The sequence below is a fragment of the Methylobacterium amylolyticum genome (assembly GCF_030700245.1).
Lineage (GTDB): Bacteria > Pseudomonadota > Alphaproteobacteria > Rhizobiales > Beijerinckiaceae > Methylobacterium.
The window spans coordinates 12,454-28,270 of sequence record NZ_JAUYZI010000062.1 but is presented as its reverse complement, the minus strand read 5'-3'; the positions used below and the strand labels follow the sequence as shown (position 1 = coordinate 28,270).

The 15,817-nt window shown below is 68.5% G+C and carries 15 protein-coding genes and 3 pseudogenes; 8 read left to right on the top strand and 10 right to left on the bottom strand.

Annotated features, from left to right (window positions below; translation table 11 throughout):
- Positions 1-393, bottom strand: a 393-nt coding sequence (locus Q8W71_RS28230) for an IS5 family transposase (RefSeq protein WP_305528398.1), incomplete at its 3' end; no start/stop codon positions are given.
- A gap of 104 nt (positions 394-497) precedes the next feature.
- Positions 498-2,396: an AMP-binding protein gene (locus tag Q8W71_RS28225; RefSeq protein WP_305528725.1), complete on the bottom strand. Its 1,899-nt coding sequence runs from the start codon at positions 2,394-2,396 to the stop codon at positions 498-500.
- 284 nt (positions 2,397-2,680) lie between these two features.
- Here Q8W71_RS28225 and Q8W71_RS28220 point away from each other — a divergent pair, with 284 nt between their 5' ends.
- From Q8W71_RS28220 to Q8W71_RS28200, 5 genes and pseudogenes are all read left to right on the top strand, one after another.
- Positions 2,681-3,301 carry a TetR/AcrR family transcriptional regulator gene (locus Q8W71_RS28220; protein ID WP_305528724.1) on the top strand — a complete coding sequence of 207 codons (621 nt, stop codon included), beginning with the start codon at positions 2,681-2,683 and terminating at the stop codon, positions 3,299-3,301.
- A gap of 1 nt (position 3,302) precedes the next feature.
- Positions 3,303-3,836, top strand: a complete 534-nt coding sequence (locus Q8W71_RS28215) for an isochorismatase family protein (RefSeq protein ID WP_305528723.1) — start codon at positions 3,303-3,305, stop codon at positions 3,834-3,836.
- Positions 3,837-4,008: 172 nt separating this feature from the next.
- Positions 4,009-4,353: pseudogene (locus Q8W71_RS28210) on the top strand ((R)-mandelonitrile lyase).
- Between the two features lie 165 nt (positions 4,354-4,518).
- Positions 4,519-4,743, top strand: coding sequence for a PaaI family thioesterase (locus tag Q8W71_RS28205; RefSeq protein ID WP_305528722.1), 225 nt, complete (start codon positions 4,519-4,521; stop codon positions 4,741-4,743).
- Between the two features lie 17 nt (positions 4,744-4,760).
- Positions 4,761-4,967: a PaaI family thioesterase gene (locus tag Q8W71_RS28200; RefSeq protein ID WP_305528721.1), complete on the top strand. Its 207-nt coding sequence runs from the start codon at positions 4,761-4,763 to the stop codon at positions 4,965-4,967.
- 57 nt (positions 4,968-5,024) lie between these two features.
- On the opposite strand, the gene selD is transcribed toward Q8W71_RS28200, so the two are convergent.
- Positions 5,025-6,071: a selenide, water dikinase SelD gene (selD, locus tag Q8W71_RS28195; protein ID WP_305528720.1), complete on the bottom strand. Its 1,047-nt coding sequence runs from the start codon at positions 6,069-6,071 to the stop codon at positions 5,025-5,027.
- The gene (locus tag Q8W71_RS28190) at positions 6,068-7,333 is read right to left on the bottom strand and encodes an acyl-CoA dehydrogenase family protein (RefSeq protein WP_305528719.1); all 1,266 of its coding nucleotides are present in this window, start codon (positions 7,331-7,333) and stop codon (positions 6,068-6,070) included. The genes selD and Q8W71_RS28190 overlap by 4 nt, the downstream gene beginning before the upstream one ends.
- A gap of 122 nt (positions 7,334-7,455) precedes the next feature.
- Here Q8W71_RS28190 and Q8W71_RS28185 point away from each other — a divergent pair, with 122 nt between their 5' ends.
- A complete protein-coding gene (locus Q8W71_RS28185; RefSeq protein WP_305528718.1) occupies positions 7,456-7,998 on the top strand; it encodes a nucleotidyl transferase family protein in 543 nt (180 codons plus the stop codon).
- Positions 7,995-9,347 carry an alkaline phosphatase family protein gene (locus Q8W71_RS28180; protein WP_305528717.1) on the top strand — a complete coding sequence of 451 codons (1,353 nt, stop codon included), beginning with the start codon at positions 7,995-7,997 and terminating at the stop codon, positions 9,345-9,347. Before Q8W71_RS28185 ends, Q8W71_RS28180 begins: the two co-directional genes overlap by 4 nt.
- A gap of 36 nt (positions 9,348-9,383) precedes the next feature.
- Here the strand turns inward: Q8W71_RS28180 and Q8W71_RS28175 are convergent, their stop codons facing one another.
- Both Q8W71_RS28175 and Q8W71_RS28170 read right to left on the bottom strand, forming a co-directional pair.
- A complete protein-coding gene (locus tag Q8W71_RS28175) occupies positions 9,384-9,677 on the bottom strand; it encodes a DUF1330 domain-containing protein (protein ID WP_305528716.1) in 294 nt (97 codons plus the stop codon).
- Positions 9,678-10,333: 656 nt separating this feature from the next.
- A complete protein-coding gene (locus Q8W71_RS28170; RefSeq protein ID WP_305528715.1) occupies positions 10,334-11,602 on the bottom strand; it encodes an IS256 family transposase in 1,269 nt (422 codons plus the stop codon).
- 428 nt (positions 11,603-12,030) lie between these two features.
- Here Q8W71_RS28170 and Q8W71_RS28165 point away from each other — a divergent pair.
- Positions 12,031-12,294: pseudogene (locus Q8W71_RS28165) on the top strand (DUF6504 family protein); the annotation flags it as partial.
- A 40-nt stretch (positions 12,295-12,334) separates the two neighbouring features.
- Here the strand turns inward: Q8W71_RS28165 and Q8W71_RS28160 are convergent.
- The 4 genes and pseudogenes from Q8W71_RS28160 to Q8W71_RS28145 form a co-directional block, all read right to left on the bottom strand.
- A pseudogene (locus tag Q8W71_RS28160) lies at positions 12,335-12,685 on the bottom strand (IS6 family transposase); the annotation flags it as partial.
- A 102-nt stretch (positions 12,686-12,787) separates the two neighbouring features.
- Complete coding sequence (locus tag Q8W71_RS28155) at positions 12,788-14,242, bottom strand: FAD-dependent oxidoreductase (protein WP_305528714.1); 1,455 nt, start codon at positions 14,240-14,242, stop codon at positions 12,788-12,790.
- A 50-nt stretch (positions 14,243-14,292) separates the two neighbouring features.
- Entirely contained in the window at positions 14,293-15,039 is a 747-nt protein-coding gene (locus Q8W71_RS28150; protein ID WP_305528713.1) for an ABC transporter ATP-binding protein, read from the bottom strand.
- Between the two features lie 13 nt (positions 15,040-15,052).
- The gene (locus Q8W71_RS28145; protein WP_305528712.1) at positions 15,053-15,814 is read right to left on the bottom strand and encodes an ABC transporter ATP-binding protein; all 762 of its coding nucleotides are present in this window, start codon (positions 15,812-15,814) and stop codon (positions 15,053-15,055) included.
- Positions 15,815-15,817: the final 3 nt, after the last annotated feature.

Sequence of the window (15,817 nt, the reverse complement as noted above, 5' to 3'; positions counted from 1 at the left end):
AGCGGCCGAGCGCCTGATCGGGGGCCGGCTCGGACGCGGGCTGATCGCCAGACCCCCTTTTTTCGCGCCCGCCGCATGTTGGTGGGCGCGCACGATGGTGGAATCCACGATCAGGTACTCGAAATCGGGATCATCCGACAGCGCCGCGAAGATGCGCCACCACACGCCCTTCTGGCTCCAGCGGCTGAAGCGGCGGAACACGCTGTTCCACTCACCGAACGCAGCGGGCAGATCACGCCAGGGCGCGCCGGTGCGCACGATCCACAGCACGCCTTCGACGAACATCCGGTTGTCGCGCCCGGTCGAGCCGCGCTGATCGGGACGTCCGATGATCAGCGGTGCCATCCGCTCCCACTGCGCGTCGCTGAGAACCAAGCGATCCTGAACGCTCAAGGCTGTCCTCCAAAAGACAGCCTTGAATCACGCCTCCCGCTGAACGTGAACCCCAACAGTCCACACACCCTAGCCCAGTTGCGTCGCGACCACCCGGGCTGTCGCTATTTCGACGCGAGCGCGCCCTCGATCTCGACCAGGACGGTGGGGTCCTCGATGGTGGCCGGCGCCGCGTAGGCCTCGCCATCCGCGATCCGCTTGATGGTCGCGCGCAGGATCTTGCCCGAGCGCGTCTTCGGCAGCCGGTCGACCGGGACGACGCGCCGGAGGGCCGCCACCGGCCCGATCCGCTCCCGAACCAGGGCGACCACCTCGTCGGCGACCAGCCCTGGATCGGTGCTCACCCCGGCCTTGAGGACGATCAGGCCGCAGGGCACCTCGCCCTTCAGGGTGTCGCGGCAGCCGATGACGGCGCACTCGGCGACCGCCGGGTGGGCCGAGACGACCTCCTCCATCAGGCCAGTCGAGAGGCGATGCCCGGCGACGTTGATCACGTCGTCCGTCCGGCCCATCACCCAGACGTAGCCGTCCTCGTCGAGCGAGCCGGCGTCGGCGGTGTCGTAGTAGCCCGGGCGGGAAGCGAGGTAGCTCTCCCGGAAGCGGTCGTCGGCGTTCCACAGCGTCACCGCCGCCCCCGGGGGCAGCGGCATCTCAAGGACGATGCTGCCCATCTCGCCGTGACCGCACGGCTGTCCGTCGCCGTCGAGGATGCGGATGGCGTAGCCCGGCATCGGCACCGCCGGGGAGCCGTGCTTCACGGGAAGGCGTTCGAGGCCGAGCGGGTTGGCCGCGACCGCGCAGCCGGTCTCCGTCTGCCACCAGTGGTCGATGACGGGCACCTCCAGCAGGCGCTCCGCCCAACGCACCGTCTCAGGGTCGGCGCGCTCGCCGGCCAGGAACAGGGCGCGCAGGCCGGACAGGTCGTATCCCGGGAGCTGCCGGCCCTCGGAATCCTCCTTGCGGATCGCCCGGATCGCGGTCGGGGCCGTGAACAGCACCTTGACGTCGTGGTCGGCGATGACGCTCCAGAAGGCGCCGGCGTCGGGCGTGCCCACCGGCTTGCCCTCGTAGAGGACGCTGGTGCAGCCGTGCAGCAGCGGCCCGTAGACGATGTAGGAGTGGCCGACCACCCAGCCGACGTCGGAGGCGGCCCAGAAGACCTCGCCGGGGGCCATCCCGTAAATGGCTTCCATGGTCCAGCGCAGGGCGACCATGTGGCCGCCGTTGTCACGCACGATGCCCTTCGGCTTACCCGTCGTGCCCGAGGTGTAGAGTATGTAGAGCGGGTCGGTTGCCGCCAGCCGCGCGCAGGGGCTCTCGCGGCCGCCGGCGAGTGCCGCCAGGGCCTTCTCCCGAAGTGCCCCCCAGTCGTGGTCGCGGCCAGGCACCAGCTCGGCCTTGAGCCGCTCGCGTCCGAGGATCACGCAGGCATGCGGACGGTGCCGCGCCAGGGTCAGCGCCTCGTCGAGCAGCGGCTTGTAGGCGACCACCCGGCTCAGCTCGATGCCGCAGGAGGCCGACAGGACCACCTTCGGCGCGGCATCGTCGATGCGGGTGGCGAGCTCGCGGGCGGCAAACCCACCGAACACCACCGAGTGCACCGCGCCGATGCGGGCGCAGGCCAGCATGCCGACCACGGCCTCGGGCACCATCGGCATGTAGATCACGACACGGTCGCCGGCCTCGACCCCGAGGTCCCGCAGCGCGAGCGCGAAGGCCTGCACTTCCCGCAGCAGCTCGGCGTAGGTGAAGGACCGGACGATCGCCGTGACGGGGCTGTCGTAGACCAAGGCCGGCTGGTCGGCGCGGCCCTCGGCGACGTGGCGGTCAAGGGCGTTGTGGCAGGTGTTGCAGACCGCGTCCGGAAACCAGCGCCCGTAGACCCCGGCCTTCGGATCGAAGGCGACGCTCGGCGGCTCGAACCAATCGACGACGCCCGCGGCGTCCATCCAGAAGCCGGTCGGATCCCGGCGCCAGCAGTCGTAGGTGTCGCGATAGCCCATGCGTTCCCTCCAGGCGCCACTGCGGGCGTCGGTTCGTACGCCGCTTCGGGCGTCGTTCTTGATGGCCTGGCACTGCGGCCACCGCCGCGAAGCGGTGGGACGGTCCTGACGTGGCCGTCGTCACCCGCCGGCGGCGCCAGGCTCGGCCGCCACGGCTCCCGCGAGCACGACGCGGGCTTCCGATCTCAGGGTTGAGTCAATTAAACGTCGTTAGATTTATCTGTCAACTGTTTATTTCACTGATCAGGATGCTATGTAGGCTTGGCAGGCCTGGAGGCGGTGGCATGGAACGGCAGCGGATCGGCCGGCGCGAGGCGGTGAGCGAGCACAAACGGGGGCTCATCCTCGCCGCCGCCCGCGAGGTGTTCGAGGCCGAAGGGCTCGAAGGGGCGAGCCTGCGCGCCATCGCGGCGCGCGCCGGTTACACGCCGGCGGCTCTCTACTTCCACTTCGACTCGAAGGAGGCGATCTACGCCGAGGTCCTGCGCGCCTCGCTCTCCGCCCTCGGCGACGCCGTTCAGGCCGCCGTCGCGAAGTCCAAGGAGCCTGGGGACCGCCTGCGGGCGGCGGCGCTCGGGTTCTTCCGCTTCTACGCCGAGAACCCGCGCGACCTCGACCTGGGCTTCTACCTGCTGCGCGGCGGGATGAAGCCGGCCGGCCTCGGCAAGGAACGCGACGAGCAGCTGAACGCGGCACTGGAGGCGGCCCTGCACCCCATCGCGGCCGCGGCCGTGGACCTCGGCGCCTCCGAGGCCGACGCGAACCTCGTCATGGTCGACGTGTTCGCCCACGCGACCGGGCTGCTGCTCCTCCTCCATACGGGCCGCATCCGCATGTTCTCCGCCTCGGCCTCGGGGCTGATGGAGGACTACCTCCGCTATCGGATGGCCAGGATCGGGGGCTGACATGCTGACCATCGAGGCGCACGCGTCGACCTTGCTCGTGGTCGACTTCCAGGCCCGGCTCATGCCATCCATCGACCAGGGCGAGACCGCCGTGGCGAACGCGAGGCGTCTGATCGATGCGGCCGCGCTGCTCGGCGTCCCGAGCCTCTTCACCGAGCAGAACGCCAAGGGCCTCGGCCCGACCGTGGCGGAGCTGGAGCCGCCCCCCGCCGTCCTGGCGCACAAGATGACCTTCGACGCCTGCCGGGCCCCCGGGTTCCTGGACTGTATCGCCCCAGGCCATGCCGTGGTCGTCGCCGGCTGCGAGGCCCACGTCTGCGTCCTTCAAACCGTGCTCGGGTTGCTGTCGCGGAACCGGAAGGTGTTCGCAGTCCGCGACGCGCTCGGGGCGCGCCGGGCGGAGAGCAAGGAGACGGCGCTGCGCCGCATGGAGCGGCATGGCGCTGAGGTCGTCACCACCGAGATGGTGGTGTTCGAGTGGCTTTCCACCTGCGAGCATCCACGGTTCCGGCAAGCCGTGGCGCTGATCAAGTGAAGCGGCCTTCGGCCGGCTCGTAGTCCGGCCTGCCAGCCAGGGATCAGGCAGCGAACTTTGATGGCCCGAGCATCGTCTCTTCGAAGCTTGGCGCCATTGCGACCAACGCGTGGATTTCGCTCGGCGGTGCTGCCCCCCGACACGCGTTACTGCAACTGACGAAGGATGACCCATGGACATCAAACGTAGCGGAAGTCGCCTTCGGGCGCAGGTCCGACCGACTGGTTCACCGGCACCGTGCGGATCGATCCCCTCCACAGCGCACCCGACCCTGCCCGCGTCGCGATGGCGAGCGTAACCTTCGAGCCCAGTGCGCGGACGGCTTGGCACACCCCCCCTTGGCCAGACGCTGATCGTCACGTTCGGACGCGGTTGGGTTCAGCGCGAGGGCGGCTCCATCGAGGAGATCGTACCGGGCGACGTCGTCTGGTTCGGGCCGAACGAGAAGCATTGGCACGGTGTCACCGCGACTGCGGCGATGACGCACATCGCGATCCAGGAGCGTCTCGACGGCTAGGCTGTGACCTGGATGGAGCAGGTGACCGAGGGGCAGTATTCCGGGTCGTAAGCGAAGGCGGCGAGGTCCGCTTTCAGTGACACGACACCAAGAGCCGAGCAGCGGCTCTCTACCCATCGGGGACCTGCCCGATAGGTGTCATTCCTCGGTGCAGGGAGGGTTCTCGTGGCAGGGCAGGACGAAAGGCAGGTCGAGGAGCGCGTGCGCGCGAGCTTCGCCAAGCGAGGCCTCATGGCCACGTTGGGGGCGACACTCGTCGACCTCGCTCCCGGACGCATCGAGATCGCCTTCAAGCCGACTTCGGCGATTTCGCAGCAGCACGGGTTCGTCCATGCCGGGGCCCTGAGCGCCATCGCCGACAGCGCTGCGGGCACGCGGCCCTCAGCCTGATGCCTCCGGACCAGGGCGTGCTGACGACGGAGTTCAAGATCAACTTCCTTGAGCCCGCCGATGGCGACCGCATCCGTGCGCTTGGCACGGTGATGAAGGCCGGGCGAACGCTGACTTTCGCCCAGGCGGAGGTCTTCGCGGAGGCCGATGGGCATGAGCGGTTGATCGAGTACTTCACGGCGACCATGATGGCCGTCGAGGGCCGCGCAGGCATTGAAGATTGAACAACCGCGTCCACCCTGGGCGAACCTCGCCCCGGGTGCCAAGCCTCGGTAGGGCCATCAGATTGCGATGGCCCCTGCTGCTCCCGGGACGAACTCGCCGACGATGGTGACGTCCCGCTCGCCGGCCGCATGAAGGGCGGCGACAAGCGCGTCAGCGTCCTCCCGTGCAACCGCGAGCAACAAGCCGCCCGAGGTCTGAGCGTCCGCGAACAGAATTCGGCTATCCCGGTCGGCGTCGCCGGGATCGAGCCAGCCGGCCGCCAGCGCGTTGTCCAATGTGCGGACGCTTCCATCGGGGGCGCACCCCTGGCGAAGCAGATCCCGCACTCCTTCGAACACGGGCACACGGTCCCGATGGATCCTGGCGCCGACCCCCGCGCCGACGGCCATCTCGTGCAGGTGGCCGACGAGGCCGTAGCCGGTCACGTCGGTTCCGCCCCGGACGCAGAAATCCCGCGCCACCCTCGCAGCCTCAGCGTTGAGCCGCACCATGCTCCGGGTGGCGCGCCCGATGTCGGCCTCGGAGGCGACGCCTCTCTTGATGGCGGTGCTGACCATGCCCACCCCGAGCGCCTTCGTGAGCACCAGGACGTCGCCGACGCGGCCGCCGCCCTTCGTGATGATTCGGTCGCGCTCGACCTCGCCGACGACGGCCAACCCATACTTCGGGCTGGCGTCGACGATGCTGTGTCCGCCGGCCAGCACCGCGCCGGCCCGCGTCACCGATTCCATGCCGCCGGCGAGCAGGCGCTGCAGCATCTCCTGCGGGAACTCCCGCGGGCAGCCCAGGATGTTGAGGGCCAGCAGCGGCCGGCCGCCCATCGCGTAAACGTCCGACAGCGCGTTGGCCGCCGCGATCCTTCCCCAATCGTAGACGTCGTTGACGACCGGGGTGAGGAAGTCGAGCGTGACAACGAGCGCCCGGTGGTCGTCGAGGGCGTACACCGCGGCGTCGTCGGGGGCGTCCAGGCCGACCAACAATCTTCCGTCGCCGCCCCCGCCGCCGACGAACGCGGTCACCTGCTCGATGACGGACTGCGGCACCTTGCAGGCGCATCCACCGGCCGGGGAGTACGACATCAGCGGCTGGGGCAGCCCGTTCATGCGGCCTTGCCTTCCTTGAGCAGCGTCCGCGAGACCGCGTTGAGCTGGATCTCGGTGGCGCCCGCCGGGATGCGCAGGTTCCGGGCGACGCGGAAGAGCTTCTCCTCGGGCGTACCCCGCAGCATGCCGTTCGCCCCGTGCACCTGCACGGCGTTGTCGCAGACGCGGTAGAACGCCTCGTCGCTCGTCATCTTGACGAGAGAGACGAGCCGCGGCGCCTCGCGGTCGAGGGGGATGCAGAAGGCGCCGATCTGGTCGAGCCGTGCCTGGCCGACGAGGGAGGCGGCCCGGGCCTGGTAGACGTCGGCATCCATCCTGGCGATCAGGTGCTGCACGGCCTGCAGTTGCGCCAGCGGCTTGCCGCCCGACTTGCGCTCGTGGGCGTAGGTGATCGCGCGCTCGACCAGCCACTCGCCCCAGCCAGCGCACATGCCCCCGCGGCAGAGGCGGCGCCAGTTTATCCACGACATCGCCAGGGCGAAGCCGTCGCCGATCTGGCCGACGATGTTCTCAGCCGGGATGCGGACGTTCTCGAACTGGAGCCGGCCTGTGAGGCCGTCGTTGATCAGCGTCGGCTGGTCCCCGATCCGGCTGAAGCCCGGCATCTTGGCATCGACGAGGAACATGGACAGGGAGCGGGTGCCCTTCCCGGGGTCGGTGACGGCGACCACCTGGTAGACGTCGGCGAAGTGCGCGTTGGTGATCCACGCCTTGCGGCCGTTGAGGATCCAGTCGCTGCCGTCGCGCGTCGCGTAGGTCTCCATGCCGAGCACGTCGGACCCCACGTTCGGCTCCGTGTTCGCGAAGGCGGTCGTGATCTCGCCGCGCACCAGCGGCAGGAGGTACTTCTCCCGCGCCGCCTCCGAGACGTGCTCGAACGGCGGGCTGGCCCCTTCCGTCCAGGCCAGCGCCGCAAGGCCGAGCCCGAGGCCGGAGTGGCGGTAGATGAACTCCTCCACGTGGTGCATCTCGACCCGGCCGAACCCGCCGCCGCCGAACCGCTCCTGGATGTGCGGACAATGCAGGCCGAGCTTGCCGGCCCGACGCTGTACCTGGCGGCGGGCCTCCCACACTGCCGGATGCATGCGCCCCTGGGCGTTGAGCGCGGGGTTGTCCGGAGTGCCGGCACCTTGCTTTGCGAGCTCCTGCTCGATGGGCGCGACGTCCTCCGCCAGGAACTGCGCGAACCGGTCCGTATAGGCGCGGACGCGTGCGCTCGGCTCAAGCGCCTGCTGTGTCGTCATTGCCGGTCCATCAGCCATGGCTCTCCTCCCACTTGCTAGAATTATCGAACACCGTTAGACTGTTTAACGGTGTTTGAATTTTTGTCAAAAAGTTTCGAGGTTCGTATGGGAGCCGATCGGCAAGGAGGGGGTGGGATCGCATGACCGCGTACGCCTGCGTCACTGGGCGGTTCCAGCCCGTGCACGACCAGCACCTCGAACTGATCGGGATGGCGCTGACCCGTGCCGAGCTAGCGGTGGTGGGGGTCACGAACCCGGACATCGGCGGGCGGCGCGCGGAGGCGACGTCCCGGCACCGGCACACCTCAGAGGCGAACCCCTTCAGCTACTTCGAGCGGCTCACGCTGCTGCGCGCGGCTCTCCGGGCCGAGGGCTGGGAGGACCGGGTCATAATCGTGCCGTTCGACCTGACCCGCCCCGCCTGCTGGCCCGAATACGTGCCCCTCGACGCGCTCCAGGTGGTTCGCGTCTTCAGCGAGTGGGAGCGCGAGAAGGCCCGGCAGTTGCGGGAGGCCGGCTACCGGGTCTGGGAGGTGACCGGCGATCCCGCGACCAAGCTCCACGCGACCGACATCCGCGATGCGATGGCCCGCGGCGGCGACTGGACCGAACTCGTTCCCGCCGCGACGGTCCCGCCCCTGCGCGACATGCTCGCGGCCCGTACGGAGGTGCCGGCACCATGAAGGCTCCCGGCTACGGAGAGGATCAACCGCGCTACGACGACGACAGGCTTCCCGTTGTGCTGGTCCTGCTTGACGGGCTCGGCGACCGCGCGCTTCCCGAACTCGGAGGACGGACGCCATCGGAAGCGGCCCGTACGCCCCATCTCGACGCCTTCGCCCGGCGCGGCGCGTCCGGGTGGCACCTGCCGTTCGGGTGGGGCGCCGCCCCGTCCTCGGAAGTCGCGCACTGGTCGATCTTCGGCTACTCGGGCGTTCCGTTCCCGGGCCGGGCGGTCCTGGAGGCCCTGGGCGGGGGCATCCCCGTGCCGCTCGTCACGGCGGCGACGTTCGCGTGCCTGCGCACCTCGCGCGTCGCCGACGGGCAGGTCGTCGTGACGGGGCGCGCCCGCCGCGACCGGCAAGACCTGGCCGATGCGGACGCCCTCTACGAGGAACTGGGACCGGTCTTCTCGACCTACGGGGCGCAGGTTCACCGGCTCGGCCGCGGGGAGGCCGTCGTGTTCTTCCCGGCCTTCGCGAACGGCGAGGTCACCGATTCCGACCCGTTCTTCGAGGATTACCACCCGTGGCTCAGGGTCCGTCCCGTCCACGACGGGTCCGCGGGCCTCGCGGCGCATCTCAACGCGATGCTCCTGACCACCCGGCGGGCGCTTGAAGCCAGCCCGATCAATCTCCGCCGCGCGGCCGAGGACAGGCCACCGCTCGACGTGCTGACCACGAAGTGGGGCGGCCATCGCTCCGAGATCCCCTGCTTCGAGGCCGTCTCCGGCGTGGCGGGTGCCGCGGTGACCAACAGCCGGCTCTACCGGGGCTGCTGCGCGCTGTTCGGCCTGGCCGAGGTCCACCAGGCCCCGCTCAAGGACCACACCGAGGACATGCGTGCTCGGCTAGCCGCGGCCGACGCCCTCATCGCGGGGGGAGCCCGTTTCGTCCACGTGCACACCAAGGCCACCGACGAGGCCGGGCACACCAAGGACCCTCGCGCGAAGCTCGAAGTGCTGGAGGCGCTCGATGCGGGCCTGGAAGGACTCGCGGAGCTCAGCCGACGGGCCGTCGTCATCGTGACCGGGGACCATGCGACACCATCGAGGTCCGGCGTTCTGCACACGTCCGATCCGACGCCGTTCGTGATCTGCGGGCCCGGCACGCGCCCGGACCCCGTGGAGGCGTTCGGGGAGGCGGACGCCGCCTCAGGGTGGATCGGTCGCCTCCGAGCCAGCGAGATCCTCCCGCTGGCTTTCAGCGAGGCGAACCGCCCGGTGTTCCTCGGCCACAGGGCGACGCCGCGCCCAACCCTTGCACTTCCGGACAGCCCCGAGCCGATGCCGCTTCCGCCGCGCGATCCGTGACCGCCGGCTGGCCGGCGCGCCGAGGGCGAGCGCCCGCTACGAGCCGGCGCCCTCGACGATGACGACATCGACCTCCGCCGCGCCGGCGCGCAACTTCGCCACCTCGGCGTACTCCTGCGATTGCCAGCAGGCGCGAGCCGTCTCGTAGTCGTCGAACGCGACCACCACGTTGCGCGGCTTCACGTCGCCCTCGACCGCGTACTGGCTGCCGCCAAAGACGAGGAACCGCCCGCCGAAGCGCTCGACCACTGCCGGAAGCGCTCGAACGTAGGCGCCGTATCGCTCGGGGTCGGTCACGGCGATGCGCGCGATCCAGTAGCCGTTCGGCATTCGCCCCTCCTCCGATGGCGGGCTCGCATCACTCGTGGGCGGCACGCGTCTGTGCGGAGGATAGACTGGGCCGGGGCATTGTCACGCCTGGCCATAGTGGATGGACGATGCGCCTCCGCATCGGTGAGGATACCGGCACGCGACACTTGCCCGAACGGCCCCGTCCAGGACAGGGTCACCGCCCCCACGGAGCCACCATTGTCTCGGGCGCCATGTCAGCACCCGCCACGATGACTGGGGAACTCGGACATGGCCCATCCTTCTCGGCGACGGGACCGTCGCAAGAATTACGAGTTCTCTTTCAGGGAGGCCAAGGCAGCGTTCCACGCCGTTGCCGAGGACGACGAGCGGTCGAGGGCGCATCGTGATGATGTTGTGGCCGCCGGGACTTGCCACTCCATGCCAATGGCAGCTTTCGGAGGCTAAGCGGCCATTCCGAGGGCTCTGTTCGAAAGGTCGCTTATGGCGCACAGCCGGCAGGGACTGGAGGGCAAATATCAGGATGTCCGGTCTTGCAGAAGCCCTATCAGGCCGAGCCGCTGGAGCATCTGCTGGTCCGCCTGCCGAGCGGTGAGATGCACCTTCGCAAAGGTGGCTGGGATCTGCCGCCGCCATGCCGGTGCCGAGCTATGCGGGATTTTAGGTGACGAGGACGATCAGGCGGCGCGGTGATCTGGGCGCGCGATGACCTCGGTCCCGTCGCGGAAGATGACGCCCGCCACGACCTTCGGCAACTGGTTTTCGCCCTTCAGCCGCCGCCACGTCTTCGACGCCGCCATGACGACCTTGAACACCATCAGCTTGGCGGTGGTCGGCGAGAGCGCGCCCTTGGTCCGCACGGTCCGGTGTCGGACCGTGGCGAACACGCTCTCGATGGGATTGGTCGTCCGGAGGTGATCCCAATGCTCGGCGGGGAAGTCGAAGAAGGCCAGCAGGGCGTCGCGGTCCTTGTTCAGGCAGTCGGCGGCGCGGGCATACTTAGCCCCGTACTTCTCGACGAAGACCGCCAGAGCCCTCTCGGCGGCCGCGCGGGTCGGTGCGCCGTGTATCTCGCGCAGGTCCGCCTTCATCGCCGTCTGGACGGATCTGGGCACCTTGTTGAGGACGTTGGCGGTCTTGTGGACCCAGCAGCGCTGGTGGCGCGTGCCGGGCCAGACCTCGTCGAGCGCCTTCCAGAAGCCGAGCGCCCCGTCACCGACCGCGATCTCGGGCGCGAAGGCCAGGCCGCGCCGCTTCACGTCGACGAGCAACTCGCGCCAGCTCTGGGCGCTCTCGCGAACCCCGACCTGGAAGCCGACCAACTCCTTCTTCCCTTCCGGCGTGGCGCCGATCAGCACGAGCATGCACTCGGCCTGATCCTCCATCCGGGCCTGCAGGTAGACCCCGTCCGCCCAGACGTAGACGTATCTGCGCGCCGAGAGGTCACGAGCCTGCCAGCGGGCGTACTCGTCTGCCCATGTCGCCGTGAGCCGCGTCACGACCGCGGGTGAGAGGTTCGGGGCGTCCTTACCGAGCAGGGCCGAGAGCGCCTCCTGGAAGTCGCCGGTGGAGACGCCGCGCAGGTACAAGGCCGGCAGCAGCGCATCCAGGCTGCGCGTGCGCCGGGCCCACTTCGGCAGGAACGTCGAGGTGAACCGGACCCGGTCCGCAGGCCCCGTCGCACCCCGATCCCGGACGCGCACCCGCGCCACCGGTACCGGCCCGATCCCGGTCTGGATCGCACGCTCCGGCCCGTGCCCGTGGCGCACGAGCCGGGCGCGTCCGTCCGGCAGCCGGAGGTCCTGCATCGCCGTCAGAAAGGCGTCGGCTTCCAGTTCCACGGCCTGGGCGAGCAGGCGGCGCGCACCTGAGCGCAGCACCTCGGTCAGGGGATCGTCGATCGCATCCAGCTGACGAAGCCGGACGATGTTGGTAGGGCTGTCCATGGCGTATCGCTCTCGATGAGAGGTTCTGGCAGGCTCGACACCCGCCTCGATACGCCGCCTTCACGCCCCCTACGTCACCCAATCTCCCGCATAGCTCGCCGGTGCCAGGATGCACCGGCTGACGGCAGCCGGTTTCGCGCCGACCAGGTTCGCTGATCCGCATCGCGAGGCAGCGGCCGCCGGATCGACTTCTTCGGCCCCTACATACCGAAGAACGAGGCGGGACCGGTCGGACCCGTCCAGGAGGACGTCCGTCCGCGTCCCGGACTACCGGAGCGTCGGGGACTCGCCCGGCTGCAAATGGCGGTCGCCTCCGTCGGGACCGCCCGGCGAAACGTGGTCGTTCAAGCGGCCGAGATGTTCGAAGACGTGCTCGAAGGCGGCGGTGACGGCCTTCTAGAAGCTACCGTCGCCCTTGCCCTGGGCACCCGCCCGAGCCCGTGGCGGTGACCGCGCTCGCCCCCGATCATCCGCCGGCCCTGGTCGTGTGGCGCGGCACCCGCCTGCGGGTGGCCCGCGCCGATGGCCCCGAGCGGGTGCACGGCGAGTGGTGGGTCTCGGACGCCGAGTCCGGCCTTGCGCGCGACTACTACCGGGTCGAGACGGCGGCCGGCGACCGCTTCTGGCTGTTCCGCGACGCGCCGGCAGCCGAGGGCGCGCGCTGGTGGCTGCACGGGCTGGGCGAAGCCTGACCCGCATGACCTTCGGGGACGCGAGCTACACCGAGCTGCACCGCAGGGCAGCCGTTTTGTCCCGCCGTGGTTGGATCAGGATGTCGAGCACCTCGCCCTTGTTGTCCACCGCTCGCCAGAGGTACATGCGCCGGCCCCGGATCGAGACCACCATCTCGTCCAAGTGCCACTGACTGCTCGGCCCGGGTCGCAGGCGAGGGAGATTGCGGGCGTAGGCCGGCCCGAACTTCAGCACCCACCGCCTGACCGTTTCATAGGAAATGTCGATCCCGGGCTCCGCCAGGAGTTCCTCGACATCGCGATCGCTGAGCGTGAAACCCAGGTACAGCCAGACGGCATGGCGGATGAGCTCAGGCGGGAAGCGGTGACGCGCGTAGGAGATGGCCTGGATCCCCTACCCTACTCCGCCCTGGCCAGAGCCCGCGAGATTACCGTGACTATGCCGGCAGGCCTCTACGTGCGGGCTCACCCCAAGGCTAGCGGTGTCAAAGGGCTACTCGGCGGCGGATGCGGCCGTGCTGACGGACCGCTCGATCCCGGACGAAAGATAGGCACCCTGTTTCAGCAGTTCGCGTTGCACGAGGCGGGGCTCGACATGGCGAGGCCGGGTCCGAGTCCCAGCCGCGATAGCAGCCGCGACCCCTGCCGCCTGACCCGTCATCCAGCATTGCGGAATTTCGCGCAGGAACGTGTGGGAACTGGCATCGCACGCCACATGGCGTCCAGCCCCGAGAGCGCCGTCGATCCCAAGCGGCACAAGTGAACTGTAGGGAACCGAGATGTTTTTCCACTTTGGCGCAAGCGATGTGGAGACCCCAATCTCGTCGTCCCAGACCTTGCCCTCGTCCCACTGCGCCCGGGTGACCTTGTTGGCCGCTGCGAAGCGCCGGCTGTGGCGCACGCCCACCTGGGGCGCCCCGAGCATCAGGAAGGCATTCTCGAACCCCGGCGCATGCGCCCGATAGAATTCAAGATGTTGGACCGTAAGCTGCCGCGAGCGGATCTCGACCTCGGTCAGGTCCTCCACGTCAATGGCGCTGTAGCCGGACAGGCGCGGCCCCATGAACAGGGCGACGTCGTTACGCCAACCGAATTGCGGCCGCTCAAAGGACTGGATGCGCGCGCGACCGCGGGCGCCGAATTCCGAATAGGCATCCTTGTCGGCCCGCAAAGCAGCCCAGCGCTCCATGTCCACGCCCCCCAGCAGGAAAGCCGTGTTCATGCAGTGGTGGATGTCCGTTTTGTCGATATCGGCTTCCGAGACGACGCCAGCCCGGGAAAGGAGATCGGCGTCGCCGGTCGTATCGACCACAACTTTGGCGAGGATCGCTTGGCGCCCCTCCTTGCTCTCGAAGATCGCTCCCCGGATCACGCCGTCCTCCACGATAGGCTGCACAGCCCAGGAATGGAGCGTGAGCCGCACCTTCTGCTCAAGGATCATCTGCATCGAGACGGTCTTGAGTGCCTCGGGATCGATCGTTGGGGACCAGGTCACGACTCCCTGGAAGGCTGAGGCACGATGGGACCAATATGCGGCGGTGGCCGCGTCCCTGGTACCCCAGGCAGACCGCGGTGGTCCCATGATCGCGTCCTTGGGCAGCCGCTCGAAGACGTCGGCAGCGAAGCCGGCGATCACCTGCTTGCCGTTCCAATCTGTCATGCGGTCGATCCAGATCACAAGACCGCCCGTGGAAAGGCCGCCAAGATGATTGTAGCGCTCGACCAGCATCACGTCGGCGCCAACCCGCCCGGCAGCGATCGCGGCAGACGTGCCCGCAGGGCCGCCACCGATTACCAGGACGTCGGTTTCCGCGAAGACGGGAATCTCACGGGCCGCCTCTTTGTAAGTAAGCGCGGGCCGAGCGCGACGCGCCCGCCGACCGTTCCCCCCGAAGATCTCGTTCTCGAGTTCCTGCGAGATCACGTTTATGGACTGATCGTGCGCCACGGTTTTCCCCCCTGCTTGTTTTGCGACGTGAATGTGCCTGCCCGCCAACTTCAGGCAGCGACCGGACCGCGACGACCCATGAACATTGCCATGATCTCGTCGTAACGGCCGAGCTCGTCCTTGCTGCCGGTTGCAACCAGCTCGCCCTGCGAGAGCACGAGGTATCGGTCGGCGATGCGGGAGGCGAAGGGCAGATTCTGCTCAGCCAGCAGGATCGCCATGCCGCGCCGTTTTAGCGTGTCGAAGGCGGATTGTAGAATGTCAAAGACGGCGGGCGCGAGCCCCTGAGAGGGCTCATCCATTATGAGCAGCGACGGCTCGCGTCCCAATGCCATTCCCATCGCCAGCATCTGCTGTTCGCCGCCGCTCAGCATTGCGGAAGCCGTGCTCATGCGCTTTTCAAGAATGGGGAACATCGCCAGAATGTCGGCCCGCACCTGTTCGCGCCGGCCGGGTTTCGTCATACGCAGCCCAACATCCAGGTTCTCGCCCACGCTCATCGTGCCGAAGATGTTGCCGCGCTGTTCGGGGACGAAGGAAATGCCGCGAGCAGCGCGCCGATGAGCGGGCTCGCCAGCCACCTCGTGGCCTCCAGCAACTAGTTGGCCGTCGCCACTGACGAGACCGGCGACGGCTCCGAGAAGGCTGCTCTTGCCGGCCCCGTTGGCGCCGAGGATGGCCAGCATCTCGCCCGGATAAACCTCGAAGTCGAGGTTGAAGACGACCCGAATACGTCCGTGCCGGGCCGAGAACTTCCGCGCCGTGAGGAACGGAGAGGGGTTGGCTGAAGCGGGCATGGCGACAATTCCCCTAATGGCCGCTGGTGCCGAGATAGGCATCAACGAAGGCTCGGTTGCCTGCGAGCTCGGCCGGAGCGCCGGTAAACAGGATCGAGCCACGGTCCAGGACCACGACGTGCTCCGAGAGCTGCTGGACGAGGTTGAAATTGTGCTCGACCAGAAGGACGCCCACGCCCCTCGCGACAAGATTGCGGATCTCGGCGCTCAGCAGCTCCTGCTCGACGCGCGTGAGGCCGGCCGCGGGCTCGTCCAGCAGAAGGTATTTGGGCTTGTTCGCAACGGAACGCGCCACCTCAACCAGACGAACTTGTCCCATCGGCAGTTCGCCCATCGGTACCGAGCGAAGCTTGTCGAGTTTAAAAAGAGCCAGGATGCCGTCGCATTCGCGGCGGATCGTCCGCTCCTCCCGGGCCGAGCCCGGAGTGTGCAGCAGGGACCGGACAAAACCCGAGCGCGCCACGGGGTAGAAGCCGCACAGGACCGCCTTCTCGACCGTGATACGCGGGTCGAACCGCGGGGTCTGGAAGGTGCGGGCCAACCCGCCAGCTATCCGGCGATGCGGCGGAATTCGAATGACCTCGTCATCGTCGATCCTGATGCTGCCCGACGCCACCGACACAAGACCGGTGATACTGTTGAAGAGCGTGCTCTTGCCAGAGCCGTTCGCGCCGATGACCGCAACGATCTGGCCGGGTGAAAGCGAGACCGATACTTCGGACAAGGCCGTGATGCCGCCAAAACGGACAGTGACGTTACTCACCTCGATGCCCATAAC